This window comes from Methylobacterium sp. C25 (genome assembly GCF_021352225.1).
GTDB lineage: Bacteria > Pseudomonadota > Alphaproteobacteria > Rhizobiales > Beijerinckiaceae > Methylobacterium.
In genome coordinates, this window is sequence record NZ_JAAUVI010000001.1 from 699,805 (window position 1) to 716,259 (window position 16,455).

The 16,455-nt window shown below is 65.5% G+C and carries 16 protein-coding genes; 8 read left to right on the top strand and 8 right to left on the bottom strand.

What is annotated here, in order from left to right:
* The first annotated feature begins 286 nt into the window (after positions 1-286).
* The 5 genes from trmB (at position 287) to HCU64_RS03310 (ending at position 5,032) form a co-directional block, all read left to right on the top strand.
* Positions 287-991, top strand: a complete 705-nt coding sequence (gene trmB / locus HCU64_RS03290) for a tRNA (guanine(46)-N(7))-methyltransferase TrmB (protein WP_233382901.1) — start codon at positions 287-289, stop codon at positions 989-991.
* 543 nt (positions 992-1,534) lie between these two features.
* Entirely contained in the window at positions 1,535-2,020 is a 486-nt protein-coding gene (locus HCU64_RS03295) for a hypothetical protein (protein ID WP_233382341.1), read from the top strand.
* A 345-nt stretch (positions 2,021-2,365) separates the two neighbouring features.
* Entirely contained in the window at positions 2,366-3,232 is an 867-nt protein-coding gene (locus tag HCU64_RS03300) for an SMODS domain-containing nucleotidyltransferase (RefSeq protein WP_233382342.1), read from the top strand.
* 9 nt (positions 3,233-3,241) lie between these two features.
* Positions 3,242-4,090 (top strand): hypothetical protein, encoded by an 849-nt coding sequence (locus HCU64_RS03305; protein WP_233382343.1) that lies wholly within the window; start codon positions 3,242-3,244, stop codon positions 4,088-4,090.
* A gap of 231 nt (positions 4,091-4,321) precedes the next feature.
* Positions 4,322-5,032, top strand: coding sequence for a L,D-transpeptidase (locus HCU64_RS03310; RefSeq protein WP_233382344.1), 711 nt, complete (start codon positions 4,322-4,324; stop codon positions 5,030-5,032).
* Between the two features lie 62 nt (positions 5,033-5,094).
* On the opposite strand, the gene HCU64_RS03315 is transcribed toward HCU64_RS03310, so the two are convergent.
* The 4 genes from HCU64_RS03315 to HCU64_RS03330 form a co-directional block, all read right to left on the bottom strand.
* Positions 5,095-5,304 carry a DUF6894 family protein gene (locus tag HCU64_RS03315; protein ID WP_233382345.1) on the bottom strand — a complete coding sequence of 70 codons (210 nt, stop codon included), beginning with the start codon at positions 5,302-5,304 and terminating at the stop codon, positions 5,095-5,097.
* Between the two features lie 434 nt (positions 5,305-5,738).
* Entirely contained in the window at positions 5,739-7,505 is a 1,767-nt protein-coding gene (locus tag HCU64_RS03320; RefSeq protein WP_233382346.1) for an ABC transporter ATP-binding protein, read from the bottom strand.
* Between the two features lie 208 nt (positions 7,506-7,713).
* On the bottom strand, positions 7,714-9,048 hold the full coding sequence (locus tag HCU64_RS03325) for an MFS transporter (RefSeq protein WP_233382347.1): 1,335 nt from the start codon (positions 9,046-9,048) through the stop codon (positions 7,714-7,716).
* Positions 9,045-9,821: a PRC-barrel domain-containing protein gene (locus HCU64_RS03330; RefSeq protein ID WP_233382348.1), complete on the bottom strand. Its 777-nt coding sequence runs from the start codon at positions 9,819-9,821 to the stop codon at positions 9,045-9,047. The genes HCU64_RS03325 and HCU64_RS03330 overlap by 4 nt, the downstream gene beginning before the upstream one ends.
* A gap of 506 nt (positions 9,822-10,327) precedes the next feature.
* Between HCU64_RS03330 and HCU64_RS03335 the strand changes: the two genes are divergently transcribed.
* A complete protein-coding gene (locus HCU64_RS03335) occupies positions 10,328-10,723 on the top strand; it encodes a hypothetical protein (protein WP_233382349.1) in 396 nt (131 codons plus the stop codon).
* 182 nt (positions 10,724-10,905) lie between these two features.
* On the opposite strand, the gene HCU64_RS03340 is transcribed toward HCU64_RS03335, so the two are convergent.
* Together HCU64_RS03340 and HCU64_RS03345 are read right to left on the bottom strand one after the other, a co-directional pair.
* Positions 10,906-11,346, bottom strand: coding sequence for a PRC-barrel domain-containing protein (locus HCU64_RS03340; RefSeq protein WP_233382350.1), 441 nt, complete (start codon positions 11,344-11,346; stop codon positions 10,906-10,908).
* Between the two features lie 112 nt (positions 11,347-11,458).
* Positions 11,459-11,689: a DUF6894 family protein gene (locus HCU64_RS03345; RefSeq protein ID WP_233382351.1), complete on the bottom strand. Its 231-nt coding sequence runs from the start codon at positions 11,687-11,689 to the stop codon at positions 11,459-11,461.
* A gap of 603 nt (positions 11,690-12,292) precedes the next feature.
* On the opposite strand from HCU64_RS03345, the gene HCU64_RS03350 reads away from it, so the two are divergent.
* Positions 12,293-12,628: an SWIB/MDM2 domain-containing protein gene (locus tag HCU64_RS03350; protein ID WP_233382352.1), complete on the top strand. Its 336-nt coding sequence runs from the start codon at positions 12,293-12,295 to the stop codon at positions 12,626-12,628.
* A gap of 71 nt (positions 12,629-12,699) precedes the next feature.
* Here the strand turns inward: HCU64_RS03350 and HCU64_RS03355 are convergent, their stop codons facing one another.
* A complete protein-coding gene (locus HCU64_RS03355; protein ID WP_233382902.1) occupies positions 12,700-13,491 on the bottom strand; it encodes an SDR family NAD(P)-dependent oxidoreductase in 792 nt (263 codons plus the stop codon).
* A 79-nt stretch (positions 13,492-13,570) separates the two neighbouring features.
* On the bottom strand, positions 13,571-14,962 hold the full coding sequence (locus tag HCU64_RS03360) for an MFS transporter (protein ID WP_233382353.1): 1,392 nt from the start codon (positions 14,960-14,962) through the stop codon (positions 13,571-13,573).
* Between the two features lie 145 nt (positions 14,963-15,107).
* On the opposite strand from HCU64_RS03360, the gene HCU64_RS03365 reads away from it, so the two are divergent.
* Positions 15,108-15,977 (top strand): NAD(P)-dependent oxidoreductase, encoded by an 870-nt coding sequence (locus HCU64_RS03365; protein ID WP_233382903.1) that lies wholly within the window; start codon positions 15,108-15,110, stop codon positions 15,975-15,977.
* Positions 15,978-16,455: the final 478 nt, after the last annotated feature.

The window sequence follows — 16,455 nt, forward strand, 5'->3', positions numbered from 1 at the left end:
GATGGCTTCGGCTCAGCCTCGCAATGACGACGGCGCACAGCCACCGGCACACCACTCCCACCGGCACATCCCACCCAGCCACCTCATCCTGAGGTGCGAAGCGCAGCGGGAGCCTCGAAGGAGGCCTCCAGCCAGCCCTGCGATCCCTGGAGCCCTCCTTCGAGGCTCCCGCTTCGCGTCCGCACCTCAGGATGAGAGCGCGGGTTGGAAGCCAGCCCAAAAACGCGCTTGTCCCGCCCCCGGCTCTGCGCGACACGGGCCTCCCGTCCAGCGCGAGACCAGTCCCATTTCCCCCGATCCGTCAGACCGCGCCTTCTTCGGCCGCCGCAAGGGCAAGCGCCTGCGGCCTGCCCAGGAGGACCGCCTCGCCTCGCTCCTGCCGGCGCTGCGCGTCACGCCCCCCGAGGATGGCAGCCTCCTCGATCCGCCCGCGCTCTTCCCCGCCCCCGTCGACGAGGTCTGGGTCGAGATCGGCTTCGGCGGCGGCGAGCATCTCGCGGATAACGCTGCGAAAAACCCGCGCGTGGGCATCATCGGTTGCGAGCCCTTCGTGAACGGCGTGGTGAAGCTGCTGCGCGAGATCGACGAGCGCGGCCTCGGCAACGTGCGCATCCGCGACGAGGACGCCACCGCGCTCCTCGCGGCCCTGCCCGATGCGAGCGTGGCCCGCCTCTACCTGCTCTATCCCGATCCCTGGCCGAAGCGCCGCCAGCGCAAGCGCCGCTTCGTCTCGGATGCCTCGCTGGCCGAGATCGCCCGCGTCCTCAAGCCCGGCGGCCTGTTCCGCTTCGCCTCCGACATCGACGACTATGCCGGCTGGACCCTGGTTCGCGCCGCCCGCTGCCCCGCCCTGCGCTGGACGGCCGAGCGCGCCGAGGACTGGCGCCAGCCCTTCCCGGGCTGGCCCGGCACCCGCTACGAGGCCAAGGCCATCGCCGCCGGCCGCCGCCCGAGCTACTTCACTTTCGTCCGCGAGCCGAACCCGGCCTGATCATGTTCCGGGCGATGACGCGCGACAGCATGCGCCGCATGCCGCCCGTCATGGCGAGGCCCCGCCGACGCCATTCAGGGCCACCGGGAAGGTGACGCGGGTGCTCACACTGGGTGGCTTCGCAACGCTCGCCATCCTGGCCGTGCATCGGCAAACCGAACGCAACCGCGCCGAAACGCGTCCCATCGACGGGATTTGGGACGCCCGTCCCACCCGTCCCGACCCGTCCCACGCCGGCCCGCACTCCGCGGACGCTTCTCGCACCGTTCGCCCAAACAAACGTAGCCGCGCCGATCGCCGGCCACCCACCCATCAATCCCAGCCGCCCGATCCCACCAATCCCCCTCATCCTGAGGTGCGAAGCGTAGCGGAGCCTCGAAGGATCCCTCCAGAAGCCAGCGAGATCCCTGGAGCCCTCCTTCGAGGCTCCGCTACGCTCCGCACCTCAGGATGAGGTTGTAGGTAGGAAGCCACCACCCCAAGAATCTTGACACCCAACCCATATTATGACATATTTCCTATATGTGGGGAAGCGTGCTCAGATTGTCGACCGCCCTCCCGGACCCTCTGGGCGAAGCAGTCAGCCCCACACGCCCGCGAGGCAAGCCGCATGATCCCTCAGCCCTGGCCGAGGTGCGGCGGCTGATCGAGACGAGCGCCCTGTCCTACCGGGCCATCGCGCGGATCACCGGCGTGCCGCGGGCGACCATCTCGCGCCACGTGCTGGAGGGCGGCTGGATCAGGCCGCAGGGCGGCCCAGGTGCCGACGACCTGCCGCCGCTCAGCGCGGAGGCCGAGCGCCGGGTCCGGCGCGGCCTCCTGGCGGAGCGGGTTTTGCGCGCGGCCGAGCATCTGGTCGAACAGGTCGAGCTGAACCCGACCGCGACCCCCGCGGCCTTCGCCCGCGCCGTCCGGGTGCTCGCGCTGGCGCAGCGGCTTGATCGGCCCGGGATGCCGCGCTCGCGGTTGGCGCGGGCGCAAAGGGTAAAGGGGGACAAGGGATCACGGAGATCCCGCATTCAGTGCTGATGCTCATTCGCGAGCAGGAGCAAGATTCTCCTCACACAGTCTCAATTAAAAGTCGTTTCCGTCAGCATGGCTCGCCCCCGTTGTCGATGTCAAAGAACTGCTGAAATCCTGTATTTAAACAAGTAACAGCCCCGCCTGTATAAATAATATTATTTTATATTGACGATCAAAGAACTCTACCTTCGTTAGAAATGTAAAACCTCAAATTAACAAACTTATTATTTGAAAGCAAAGCAAAACTTCGGTGATGAGGCCAGAATGCACGACGGGATGTTGTACGTCTGCGCTAACTATGGAACGATCAGACGGAAGACATAATCGAACGCAATATGAGTCAGGCCGCACATGGCAAAAACCGTCGACGACGCGTTCGTCATATTCGCCAACTGGCTAAGGGCAACAACAACAGAAACAGAAAGAGCAGCCTCTCATCGGAGGAGCATTCAGGGAAGACTTACCACCGATTTTGACCTAAAGACGATGTTTAGATCGGGGTCCTTCGGACACGATACAGGCGTTAGCGGGTATAGCGACATTGATTATTTTGCCGTTATTCCGGCAGAGAAGCTGAAACAAAATTCCGGAGCCACACTCCGAGCAGTCAAGGAATCGTTGCAAGGCCGATTTCCTTATACTGAGATATCCGTTCGGAGCCCTGCCGTTATTATCCCATTTGGAAATTCACCAAGCGAAAAACACGAAATCGTCCCCGCGGATTATGTTGAGGTAAAGGATGGACATAGAGTATATGACATACCTGACCGAGAAAATGGTTGGATGAGATCAAGTCCGGCAGCTCATAACAAATGGGTTACCGATGAACACCAAAGACTTGGCAATAAACTTAAACCGCTAATTCGAATGATAAAGGCATGGAATTATTATAAAGAAGCGGGCATAAGATCATTTTATCTAGAACTGCGGACGACAGAGTATGCGCGCAGTGAAAGCACGATAATTTATAAATGGGATGTCTTAAGGGCGCTGCGCCATATAAAAAATAAAGAACTCGCCGCGATGCAAGACCCGAAAGGCATATCGGGATATATCTATCCCTGCACAGATGCAGTGAAGCCAAGCGCTATATCGAAGGTCGACACCGCGCTGTCTAGAGCAGAAAAAGCGATAGAATCGGAGAAAAAAGGCAACATCTCCGAGGCCTTCTACTGGTGGAACATGTTGTTCGATAATAATTTTCCATCTTACTATTAGGACGGCATTATGGCTCTAAGCTCCGAAAATCTTGTTGGATATTTGCGCGCCGAATTCTCAAAAGCAGCGCGACGCCGGGTCTGGTTATTTTTTGTACAGTTAGCCATCGCCGTCCCAGCGGCCATATCTGTAGTCGTTAGTGATGCCATTCTGACGTATATACTTGCGCTGATCGGTGTCGCGCTTCTAATTTTCTGGTGGGCACTTAACGCTTCATATTTGGCCGCTCGCAATGCTGCTCATTCAGCACGTCGCGCCGCCCTGCTATCGGGTGGATTGGTGGAACAATTTTCTCCCAGTGAGATCATGAGCTTAAAGAGTCGCCTTACTGTCTCTGAGGTCACAGCAAAGTCCTTTGAAAAAACAGATTATTATGCATCGAAACTTCCAATAGGCGCCTCGCGGCTAGGAGAGCTTCTTGAAGAATCTGCTTTTTATAGTGCGGATCTACAAAGAGCTAGCGCAACTTGTATGCTTGTAATCATAGTAATTTTTACTGCTATTGCGACCCTTGCGGCTGTTGCCGCCGTACCCTTCTTTCAGCGTGACACAACTCTTCTTATCGTCAGAATTGGCTTGGCCGTCTTGGTTTTCGCGATGTCTTCGGATTTGTTGGGTGCTTATGTCGCACACAAGTCAGCTGCGCGCGCTATAGAAGAAGTTCGAGCTCGTTTGATTACGGCAGATCGAAGTGGTTATCCATTTCCGGATGTTTTGTTGGCTATGATGGATTACAGCTCGGCCGTGGAGAGCGCGCCCGAAAGTGTCCCGTTTGCTTATAGGTTCACCGAGAAGGACCTAAATCAAAGATGGGCCGAGTACCAAAACGATCGCGAAGCTGCCCGGGCCGCCGCGTAGGCCTTTTTGGTCCCGCGTGGATCGGCGCGGGCGCATCAACCCTGGCATGACCGACGGTCTGGAAAACCTCCGCATCGCCCCCTCTCCTGCCTCACGGATGCCGCACAGTCGGTGCCATACGGCGAAGGCTGAGCTTGCAAGTCGCGCTGTCCCTCGGCCATGTCAGCTTGGCCATAAGCGCGCGGGAGCGTCGGCTGACGCGTCGGGCGCCGGAGAGGGGATCCCAGGGTCATGATGTGGGACGATGGGAATGCCGGGATCGGCGAGAGCGACGAGGCCACCCTGCTAGCTCGCCGGCCAGGGCTGGTGAGTCGCCGGGCGTTTCTCGGCGGCACGGCTTTGGGTCTCGGGGCGCTCGGGCTCGCCGGGTGCTCGGGGACCGATGCCCTGCTGCTCGCCGAGGCGCGCCAGAATTACGGGCCGATGCCGGACGAGAAGTTCGCGATTCCGGCCGTCGACATCAGCAAGGTCGATCCGAAATATTATCGGCGGGTCGTGCAATACGAGTCGAAGGAAGCGCCGGGCACGATCATCGTCGATCCGGGCAAGTTCTACGTCTACCGCATCGAGGGCGACGGCACGGCCACGCGCTACGGCGCCAATGTCGGCCGGGACGGGTTCCTGTGGCACGGGGACGCCTATGTCGGCCGCAAGTCCGAATGGGCGACCTGGACGCCGCCGAAGGAGATGATCAAGCGCCAGCCCGAGGCCGCCAAATACGCCCGCGGCATGCCGGGCGGGCTCGACAATCCGCTCGGCGCCCGCACGCTGCATCTCTACCAGAACGGCGCCTATACGCTCTACACGATCTACGCGAGCAGTGCGCCCGAGACGATCGGCAGCGGCATCACCAGCGGCTGCGTCGGCCTGCTGAGCCAGGACATGATCCACCTCTATGCCCGCACGCCGGTGAAGACGAAGGTGGTGGTGCTGCCGGCTTGAGGCAGCCACGAACCGCATTGCCTACGAGCAGCGGCTGACCGGAGACCGGAACGGCGAAGGGCCTAAATCGCCATCCGCTGGACTTCGCCGCCCTGTTCGTCCCGGATGACGAGCGTCCAGCCGCTCGCGTCGATCAACTCGCCGCTCTCGTGCATGTCCTGGATGCCAAACCGGGCCTCCGTGACGACCTGGTCGAGATCACGGGCCATCACGCCCTGCGCGTCGCGGAGGGATTCGCAGCCACTCTGAAGGTCGAAGTAATAGCGCGGCACGGGCTCGTCCTCCGCGGCTCGTTGGGCGGCGAACATTTCACTGCACGGTGCGTATGCACGTCATCCAACCTCAGGTGCGGATTGTTACGGACTTTGACACATCGCGACCATAAACTTTATCAGTATTCACAGCTTGATTTCTTGCCAAGCTGAGTACTCACCACCGTTTTGCTGAGGAGTGCTGATATGGCGGCCCAACAGGATCGGAGCCTGAAGCAAAGCTCCCTCGCACCCAGCGAGGACTCGGAGGCACGACTCCGTGCGCAGATCCGCGAGATCTTGAGAAATCTCGTGCGCGCCATCAACGAGAAGGCTCGTCACGGATAGGCCCTTGGCCGGCTAGCTCGGCTTGACGACGAGACGGACCATCGCGGTCGCCGAAGCCGTTTTCAGCGCGGGGCTTCGTTTCCGCCACCGACCGAGGCGGCTGTCGATCACGCCGCCGCCAGCGACATCGACATCGATTCCTTCTTGAGCAGCTCGCGGTAGAAGCCCTCCTTGTGGGTGAGCATCTCGGGCGAGCCGTCCTGGCTGATGGAGCCGTCCTCGAGCACGACGATCCGGTCGAAATCCTTGAGCGTCGAGAGCCGGTGCGCGATGGCGATGACCGTGCGGCCCTTCATCAGGTTGGCGAGCGCCGCGCGGATCGCCGCCTCGGACTCGGAATCCAGCGCCGAGGTGGCCTCATCGAGCAGCAGGATCGGCGAGTCTTTCAGGATCGCGCGGGCGATGGCGATGCGCTGGCGCTGGCCGCCCGACAGCTTCACGCCGCGGTCGCCGACGATGGTCTCGTAGCCCTCAGGGAGAGCCTCGATGAAGTCGGTGCAATGGGCGGCCTCGGCGGCCTTGCGCACGTCCTCGTCGCTCGCATCCGGCCGGCCGTAGCGGATGTTTTCCAAGAGCGAGCGGTGGAACATCGAGACGTCCTGCGGGACGACGGTGATCGCCTCGCGCAGGGATTCCTGGGTCACCAGGGTGATGTCGTGGCCGTTGATCTCGATCTTGCCGCCCTGCACTTCGTAGAAGCGCTGGATCAGCGAGAACAGGGTCGACTTGCCGCCGCCCGACTTGCCGACGAGGCCGACGCTCTGGCCCGCCGGGATCTGCAGGTTGAAGTCGGTGAAGACGGCGCGGCCATCCGGGTACTTGAAGGCGAGGTGGTCGAAATTCATCTCGACGCCGGTTTCGCCCTTGAGCTGAACGGCCTCGGGGTGGTCGACGAGGTCGTGCGGCTGCAGCAGCGTGTGCAGCGCCTCGGAGAGGCGGGCGGTGTGCTGGGTGGCATCGACCAGCGCCACGGCGAGGTCGCGGGTGGCGGCGAGGATGCGGATGCCGAGTGTCGTGACCAGCACGACCTGACCGTTGGTGGCGTTGCCCGCCTCCCACATCTTGATGACCCAGTAGAGCAGGCCGAGGATCGAGACGACGGTGAGGAAGGCGTGCGTGATGCGCAGCTTCTCGAGGTAGAGCAGCGACGAGCGGCGCGAGCGCATCTCGGTGCCGATGGTGCCCTCGAAGCGCACCTGCTCGCGGCGGAAGGCCGAGAAGGCGCGCACCAGGTTCATGTTGCCGACGAGGTCGACCATCTCGCCGTCGACGCTCGCGGCCTTGGCCGCGAAGTCGTGGTGCAGCGGCTTGCCGGCCGAGGCCATCTTGAACATCAGCACGACGACCGCGCCGAAGATGCCGGCGAGCACCAGCGCCATCGTGAGGTTCACGGTGCCGATGTAGATGATCGACAGGAAGGCCGCGATGCAGGGCGGCATCACGTTGAAGGTCGCCATGTTCTCGACCGTGAAGATCGCGTTCGAGGTGGCGGTGATGCGCGAGGCCAGCGTGCCGGGCTGGCGGTCCGCGAAGAACTTCGGCGAATGCCCGGTGAGATGGCGGAACAGGTCGCGGCGAATGTCGCCGGTGACGCCGACGAAGGTGAAGGCGCCGACGAGGGCCGCGACGCGCCAGAGCATGTTGTCGGCGGCGATGAAGGCAATCAGCACCGCGAGCGCCGGCCAGACCATGCCGCTGCTCGGGCCCTTGCTCAGCGAATCGACGACGCCCTTCAGCGCCCAGTCGGTCGAGACCGAGAAGCTGACCGCGCCGAGGACGGAGATCAGGATCACCAGATGCGGGAGCAGGCGCCGCTTCAGATAGCGGCCGACGAAGGCAAACGGCCTGTCCGCGTATTGGGTGAGTTCTTCCATCGCGATCGCAAATCCCGATTCGATCGATACACGCCGTCGCTGAAGCGGAACGATCCCAAACGCAAGGGGCTCCCGGAACGCAACGCGAAGCGTCGCCTTCTGTTGCGGCAGGCGGCCGTTTTTCCGCTTATGAGCGGGCGAACCTGAACCCGAGTTGAGCGCCCCGAATCCCCCGACAGGAGCCGGCAATGCAAGAGCGCTGCCGGGATCAGGCCGTACGGTCCGCCTGCCGGGTCTCCGGCATGAGCAGCGCGACAAGCACCGTTCCGAGCGCGCCGACGATGGCGAGGCCGAGGAAGGCGCTCTGGCTGCCGAGACGGTCGGCCATGTAGCCGCCGAGCGAGGTCGAGAGCGCGGCGCCGAGGCCCATCGCCGTGCCGACGGCGCCGAGCGCAAGGTTGAAGCGGCCGGTTCTGCGGGTCACGTCGGAGACGATCAGCGGCACCATCACCCCGAGCACCGAGGCCGAGACCCCGTCGAAGACCTGGACCGCGACGAGCCAGTAGGGGTTGTCCACGTAGGCGAAGAGCAGGCCGCGGATCGGCAGGGCGGCGAAGCCGATCAGCAGGAGCGGCTTGCGGCCCCAGACCTGAGCGAGACGGCCGGCAAGCGGCGCGGTGAGCGCGAGCACGGCTTGCGGGATCATGATGCAGGCGGCCACCAGCGCCGTTGCGGTCTCGCTGGCGCGCATCGTGAGCACGCTGCCGACGAGCGGCATCATCGCGGCATTGGCCAGGAAGAACAGCACCATGCAGGCGGCAAAGCACAGCAGCGCCTTGTTGGTGAGCAGCGCCTTCATCGAGGAGCCGCCCTCGGCATCGCCCAGGCCGGCCTCAGGCTGCGAGACTTCGCCGATGGCGCGGGCCGGGATGAAGGACAAGGCGAACAGGGCCGGGATCACCAGGGCACCGGCGAAGTAGAACACCGCGTCGTTGGTCAGGTAGTAGCCGATGGCGCCCATCGAGGCGGCGCCGAGCGCGTTGCCGATGGCGGAGAAGCTGGCATTGCGCCCGAGCCGCGCGCCAGCCTTGGCGTGGCCGACCATGCCGATGCCGATGGCGGCGATGGCCGGCGTCAGCACGCAGCTCGCGGCCGAATGGATCGCCATGGCGAGCAGCACGACGAGATAGCTCGGGAAGGCGGCGAGCATTACCGCGCTCGCCCCGACCCAGAAGGCCGAGAAGGCCGCCGCGAAGCGCTTCGAGCGCGAGGCATCGACGAAGGCGCCGCCGGGCACCTGGCCGAGCAGACTGACGAGGCCGCCCACCGTAAGGGCGAGGCCGATATCGGACTGTGTCCATTTCTGCTGGGTGAAATAGACGGCGAGGAACGGCCCGAACCCGGTCTGCAGGTTCGCGATGAAAAAGGTGAAGGCGTCGAGGCCCTTCGCGGCGGCCTTCGGCGGCGCGCCTGGCTCCGGTGTCGGGCCTCCTGCCGAGGAATCACGACGCGGAGAGGGACGGGAGGAGCGCCCGCGCATCTCTGCTCGGCCCGCGTCCCGCGGCCCGATGGCGCGTCTCTCCAGGGGACGGTTCGGGATCATTTGTCCGGAGTCTTCTCCGGCTTGTCGGCCGCCTTCTCGGGCGCAGCGGGCTTGTCCTGTGCCACGGGCGCGGCAGGCGCTGCCGGAGCCACAGCAGGGGGAGCAGCAGCCGGCGCGGCAACTGCAGGAGCAGCGGTTGCAGCGGCGGCCGGGGAGGCAGCCTGCTCGCCTTCGACGGGCGGCGTGCTGGCGCCGGCGGCACCGAGCACGACGATGGGCTCGCCGGTCTTGTATTCGGGGGAGACACGGACCTGGTTGCGGTTCAGCGCCAGGGTGATGCGGCCGGCCTTGCCCTCCGTGGTGAACTTCAGAACCCGCCAGTCCACGGCGATCTTGCGCGAGCCGACGCCGAGGAAGCCGCCGAAATCGATGATCGCCGCACGGGGATGGCCCTCGCGGTCGGTAATCACGTCGATGATCCGGCCGAGGTCGTCGCCGTTCTGGGCGCGCACGCTCTTGCCGAGCAGTCCCTCGTAATCGGCCGTGTCGAGGACCAGGGCCGGGGTGCCATGGCTCGGTGCATTGGCAGCGTTGCTAGGAGGTTGGACCGGGGTGGCGGCGGGCGCAGACCCCGTCGGCTGGGCGACAGGCGGCGGTGCGGCAGGCGTCGGCGCAGGTGAGGCGGGCGGGGGCGCGGGCGGCGGCGTGGTCGCGGGTGCGCTCGGGGGGGCCTCGGGCTGTCCCGCGGAACCAGCTTCGCCGGCATGGGCGGCCGTCGCCAGGGTACCAAGGGCGATCGTCAGCGATGCGATCGTCCGGATCAGTCTCAGCACCCGTCTACCTCAAGGTTGGCTCCACCCGTCGCAGATCTGACAGACGACGAAGGTTCGGCCGGCTTCGTTAACGACCGGTTAAACCACTGGAGAAGCAGCGGCCACCGCGCTTGCCGATATCGCGCCCGACCTGGGCGAAGTTAAGGATGCCGCACAGCCGGATGATGGCAGCGCGGCCGATCGCCCGAGGGGGGACGCCGCCACGGTGGCGCAACCGTGCAACGCCCGCGGGAAACCGCGATGCAATCCCACCAAATCGTGCGGACAACGTTGGGACCGCTCGACATGGGTCGATGCGATGTCTGTTTTTCGCCCAATCCTGGTCTTAGACGTGCCCGGAACACGGCCTAGAGCATGCTGCGAAAAAGTGGCAACGGTTTTTCGCACAAAGCATGCTCTAAACCATTGAATCGATCACGTTTTCTGCGTTTCGACGGATGCCGTCGAAACGCAGCGTGATCTAGCCCGCCGACTGCACTAGCGGCTTGTTCGAGGATCTTGAGCCCATGTCCCTTCCGTCGAGACTCTGCGCCGTGGCGCTCCTCGCCGTCTCGCTCGGTGCCTGCAACAGCGGCCTCGGGAACATCATTGGCGGCACGGGCGGCGTCATGCCGGAGACCGAGGTCGGCCCTCCGCCTTCCATGCGCGGCAGCATCAAGGGCGCCCCGCAGCGCACCTCCGTAGCGGTCGACGACGACGGCAACCCCGTCTCCACCGCCCCGACCCGGGCGCTGTCGCTGCCCAAGAGCGCGAAGGGAGAGGTGCGCAGCGCCGATGCCGGCCCGCGCCGGATCAACCGCGACGAGATCGAGGGTGCCGATACCGGCGGCCGCAGCAGCGGCAGCAGCATGGGGCCGTCCATGACCCCCAGCGGCGGCATCGGCATGGGCGGCAAGTTCTAAGGTCTGTACGACGACCGTTTCCGTCCGATTGCAGCCTTCGCCGGGTGTCGTATGCGGCTCTCGGCCGACGGGGGCCGCGCGCGAAGCCGTGACGCTGGGCTCGAGGCTGGGCTGCGCGGGACCCGGCGAGTCCCGACCCTCCTTCGCGGCCACTTTCCCTGCAGAGGAGGTGGGGCGGTCCTTCACGCCGCGGGCGCCTTCCTGCCACCATAGTGACCCTTGAGGCGCTCGCCGTAACCGGGCTCCGAGAAGGGGTCTTCGCCAGGTCCATGGGTTGGCGCCCCCTCCAGCGTCTCGCGATCGATGTCGACCACGTAGCCTCCGAGTTCCACCGAGTAGGTGAGCGCGTTCCAGGGCAGAGGGTGGTAGGTCTCGCCGATGCCGAGGAAGCCCCCGAAGGACAGGACCGCGTAGGCGACCTGTCCCGAGACCTTGTCGACCATGAAGTTGTAGACCGAGCCGAGCCGTTCTCCCATGCCGTCGAAGACCGGTGTGCCCTCGACCTTGCTCGAGGCGATCAGGCGCCCCGTCTCGTCGACCGCGACACCTTCGCCGGAGGACGGATCGAGTTCCAGACTTCCCGGAGGCCTCAGCGCGCGCTCCTTCGGCAGATCGGTCGGCATTGGTCGTCTCCCTGCCAGATCATCGCGATCACAGGGCTGCCAAAGCGCGGGAGCCGCCGGTGGTTCCCAGCCGAGCGCTCGGCACAGGGGGATCGTCGGGGCTACGCCGCGCTCAGCTCTCTTCGATCTGACTCACGACGCGGATCCTGAGTGAAGTTTTGCCCGCCTCGTCGCGGACCGTGAGAACGAGGGCGCTCTCACGTGCGTCAGCGGCTTCGGCAGCGAGCAGATTCAGAGCAACCTTGAGGGCTTCCTGGCGGACGGACTGCTTGCTCGTCAGGATCCGCCCCACCTCATCCCGGATGTCGGCACCGTCGTAAATATCGAAATAGAACCTGGGCAAAATCGTCTCCGCAACTGGTACGGCAGGAGCAACTCAAATCTCCCGCGCCAGATACAGATCATATAAGCTTCGATCTACCGAATTCACGCCCTTTTATTCAACGTTCGGTTCCGTATTTTAGAACTGTACCGAATATACAGCCAGAGAGGGCGGCTACGAGCGGCAGGCTGTCGGTCGCGGCGGCCGGGCGCAGGGCTCCGATCTGCCGTCCTCGTGCATCATGGCCGGACGTCTCCGGCGGCCGGCGTCCTGCTCTCGGTGCGGGGGAGCCCTGGCCCTCTAAGGGATCGCAGGACGGGCGCTCCCTGCGCGAAGACGGGGTCATGTCGTCGGAAAGAGAGAGAAATCAGGGCGATCCAGGGGGAAGTCGACCATTTCGGCTTGACCTTGTCCCACAGGACGGAGAACAGATTTCGCTCGGTGAGTGCAGACTCCCCCGAGAGCGCGGAACGCTCCCCCGGCACGGCCACACCTGTGGATGGCACGATCGGCGGAGACATCCCGCTCTTGGAACGGCGGCATCACCGTCTAGTTGTTGCTGCGACGTGCCCGTGGGGCGGGCAGGCAGACTCTCTGCGCTTGAGCGCCGAACGGAGGAAACCAATGGCTACTACGACCAAGAAAACCACGACCAAGGCCGCCGCGCCGAAGGCCGCTGCCGCGAAGGCCGCCCCCGCCAAGGGCGCCGCCGCCAAGCCGAACGCCCTTCAGCAGCCCCTCAAGCCGTCGCCCGAACTCGCTGCCATCGTCGGCGATAAGCCGCTGGCCCGTGGCGAGGTCGTCAGCAAGGTCTGGGAGCACATCAAGAAGCACAACCTCCAGAACCCGGCCAACAAGCGCGAGATCGTCGCCGACGACAAGCTCAAGAAGGTCTTCGGCAAGGACAAGTGCTCGATGTTCGAAATGAACAAGCACCTCGCCGCTCACCTGAAGGCCTGAGCCTCGCCGGAGCGACCCTCCTTCGGAGCAGCGCCGGCCCTGTCAGGGCTGGCGCGCTCCTCAACGGGTGATCAGGCGATGCTGCGCAGCACGCCGCCATCGACCCGCAGGGCCGCGCCCGTCGTCGCGCTGGCGGCCGGCGTGCAGAGATAGGCGACCATGCTCGCCACCTCTTCGGGGCGAGCGAGGCGCTGGAGCAGGGATGTCGGGCGGTTCTCCGCGATGAACTCGCGGCCGACCTGTTCGAGATCCGCGCCGGCACCGCCCATCGACTTCAGGAAGTCGGCGACGCCCTCGGTGAGGGTCGGACCTGGCAGCACGCTGTTCACGGTGACGCCGCTGCCGCCGACGGTCTCGGCGAGGCCGCGCGAGATGGCGAGCTGAGCAGTCTTCGTCATCCCGTAATGGACCATCTCAACCGGGATGTTGATCCCGGACTCGCTGGCGATGAACACCACGCGCCCCCAGCCGCGCTCGACCATGCCCGGCACATAGGCCCGCGACAGCCTCACGCCGCTCATGACGTTGACGTCGTAGAAGCGCTGCCAGTCCTCGTCCGGGATCTCGAAGAACGGCTTCGGCTCGAAGATCCCGGTATTGTTGATCAGGATGTCGACCTTCGGCAGGCCCGCGATCAGATCGGCGACGCCTTCCGCCGAGGCGACGCTGCCGACCCCGGCGATGAACGCGCCGTCCGGAACCTCGCTCTTGAGCTGCGCAATGGCGGCTTCGACCCGCTCGCCGGTGCGGCCGTTGATGGCGACATAGGCGCCGAGCCGCGCCAATTCCCGCGCGACCGCGTAGCCGATTCCGCCAGTCGAACCGGTGACGAGGGCGCTCTTGCCCTTGAGATCGATGTCCATGCTCTCACCCGAGTCGTCGTGAATGTCTCGCCCGCTCGCGCGTCCAACGCGCGAAACGGTCGCTCGGGCCATGCCAGTCTCACGGCTTCGAGGCCAGCGGCTTTCTCAGGACGCTGGTGACCGTTCCGGTCAGCGCCAACGCGATGGCCGCGCCGAGCGACAGCGTGACCGCATGGGCCGGGTTGCCGCCGGCCTCTCCACCCGCATGGGTCAGCCCGAACAGCACGGCGACGAGCGCCGCACCGAGCGACTGGCCGGTGAGCCGCGCCGTCGATTGCATGCCGCTGGCGCCGCCGCTGCGCGCGGGCGGCGCGCTGGTGATGATCACCCGGTTGTTGGGCGACTGGAACAGCCCGAAGCCGAGCCCGGTCAGGCTCAGCCGCCAGGCGATGTCGAGGGTCGACGGGTCGGCCGGCAGCATCAGCACGGCCGTGAGCCCGGACGCCATGGCGACGAGGCCGATCCCGCCGAGCAGCCCCGGCGGGTAGCGGTCGGACAACCGGCCGGCGAAGGGCGCGATCGCGGCCACCGCAATCGGCCAGGGGGTCATCAGCAGCCCCGTCCGGGTCGCCGAGAGATGCAGCACGTCCTGCAGGTAGAAGGGCAGCGCCACGAAGGCGGTCATCTGCGCGGAAAAGGCGCAGATCGAGCTCGCCATCGAGAGGGCGAAGGCCGGAATGCGCATCAGGTCGACCGGCAGCAGCGGCGCCGGCAGGGCGAGTTGGCGGCGCACGAACACCGTGCCGATGACCAGCGCCGCGCCGAGTTCGGCGAGGGCGAATGGACGACTTTCGGGACTGCCGAGCCCGTCGACGCCGATGATGACAAGGCCGAAGGTCAGGGCGTTGAGGACGCTGCTCGGGATGTCGAGGCGGCGCCCGCTGGTCGGGGTGTAGGGCAGCGTGCGCGCGCCGACGAACAGGGCCGCCAGCCCCACGGGCAGGTTCACGAGGAACAGCCAGTGCCAGGTCGCGACCGAGAGGATCGCCGCCGCCACGGTCGGCCCGGCGGCGGAGGCCACGGCGACGATGAGCGCGATGTTGCCGACGCCACGCCCGATCAGCCGCGCGGGGTAGATGAAGCGCACCAGCGCGATGTTCACGCTCATGATGCCGGCTGCGCCGAATCCCTGCGCGATCCGCGCGACGATCAGGAGATCGAGGTTCGGCGCATAGGCGCAGGCGGCCGAGGCCAGCGTGAAGACCGACAGGCCGGTGAGATAAACCTTGCGGTAGCCGATGCCGTCGCCGAGCGCCGCCAAGGGCAGCAGGGTGGCCGTCACCGCGATCTGGTAGCCGTTGACCAGAAAGATCGCCTGATCCGGCCGCACCGCGAGGTCCTTCGCCATCGCCGGCAGCGCCACGTTGACGATTGCGCCGTCGAGCACCGCCAGCGTCATGGCCAGGGCGATCGCCAGGAGGGCAAGCAGTCGCTCGCGGACCGGCAGGCCGTCGTGAAGGGGATCCGTCATGCGTTCCGGGAGGGTCTCCGATGGCGACGGGAACGGGGCGCCGCCCTATCTCCCGCGCGTGATGGATCCGCTCCTATCCCAAGGAGCCCCGACGCGTCTCGCGTCGGCCCGCAGTTCCTCGACGACCGCTGAGGCAGGCATGAGCATGGATGTCGGATTTCTCGGGCTCGGCCGCATGGGCCGGGCCATGGCCGCCAACCTGGTGAAGGCCGGCCACACCGTTCGGGTCTGGAACCGCTCGCCGGAGGCCGCCAAGGGCATCGCGGGCGCCATCCCCGTCGCCACGGCGGCCGAGGCGTTCCGCGGGGACGCCGCCATCACCATGCTGGCCGACGACGCGGCCCTGCGCGCGGTGATCGTCGAGGGAGGCCTGCTCGAGGCCGCCGAGCGCCCGGCGGTGCATGTCAGCATGTCCACGGTGGCCGTCGCCCTGGCAAAGGAGCTGGCGCCCCTGCACGAGAAGGCCGGCATCGCCTATGTCGCCGCCCCCGTCTTCGGCCGGCCGGATGCGGCGGCGAATGCCGCGCTCAATATCGTCTCGGCCGGCGACGAGGCGGCCATCGCCCGGGTGCAGCCGCTGCTCGACGCCATGGGCAGCAAGACCTGGCGCTTCGGCCGCGAGCCGTTCAGCGCGAACGCCGTGAAGCTCGCCGGCAACTTCATGATCGTCTCGGCGATCGAGGCCATGGGCGAGGCCTCCGCCTTCGCGGAAGGGCACGGCGTCTCGAAGCAGTCGCTGCTCGACCTGCTCACCGGCACGCTCTTCGCCTCGCCGGTCTACAAGAATTACGGAGCGCTGATCGCGGAGGACCGTTACGAGCCGCCGGGCTTCACCCTGCGGCTCGGCGCCAAGGATATCCGCCTCGTCCTCGCCGCGGCGGAAGGCGCGGGCGTGACCATGCCCTTCGCCAGCGTGCTGCGCGACAACCTCATCGACGCGATCAGCCACGGCGACGGAGAACTCGACTTCGCGGCGCTGGCCACCGTGGCGGCGCGGCGCAGCGGGCAGTCGTGACCGGAGACGAAGAAACTGACTGTCGCTGCCTGTCTCGGCGGATGCGGCGCGTCGTCATCCGCAGCCGGTGCCAACTCGGCATCACCGTCGCAGCCCCGATCGCGCGGAGGTATCGGTGTAGACAGCAGCGCGAACTGAGCTTCATCGGACGGGTCGAAACGCACGGCCATCGACCGCTGCGCCAGACTTTTCCGTTCCGTTAACCAAGTCTTGCCGTTCGCCTGCCATAGAGGCTCATGACCCAGCGAACTTCACCATTCTGCGATGTCCAGATTGATGGCGTCTGGGTAGCGATGCCTGTGTCGGTGGCGCACAAGATCCATCGGGACAACGTGAAGCGCTGCACCGACTGTCACGGTGCCGTGGCGACCGCAGGCGTCTACACCCCAGGCGGACAGGTCAACCTTCAGCATCGCAAGCGGCACGACGGCTGCCCACGCCTCGAGAGCCGCTACAAGGGTCGACCATCTCGACATCC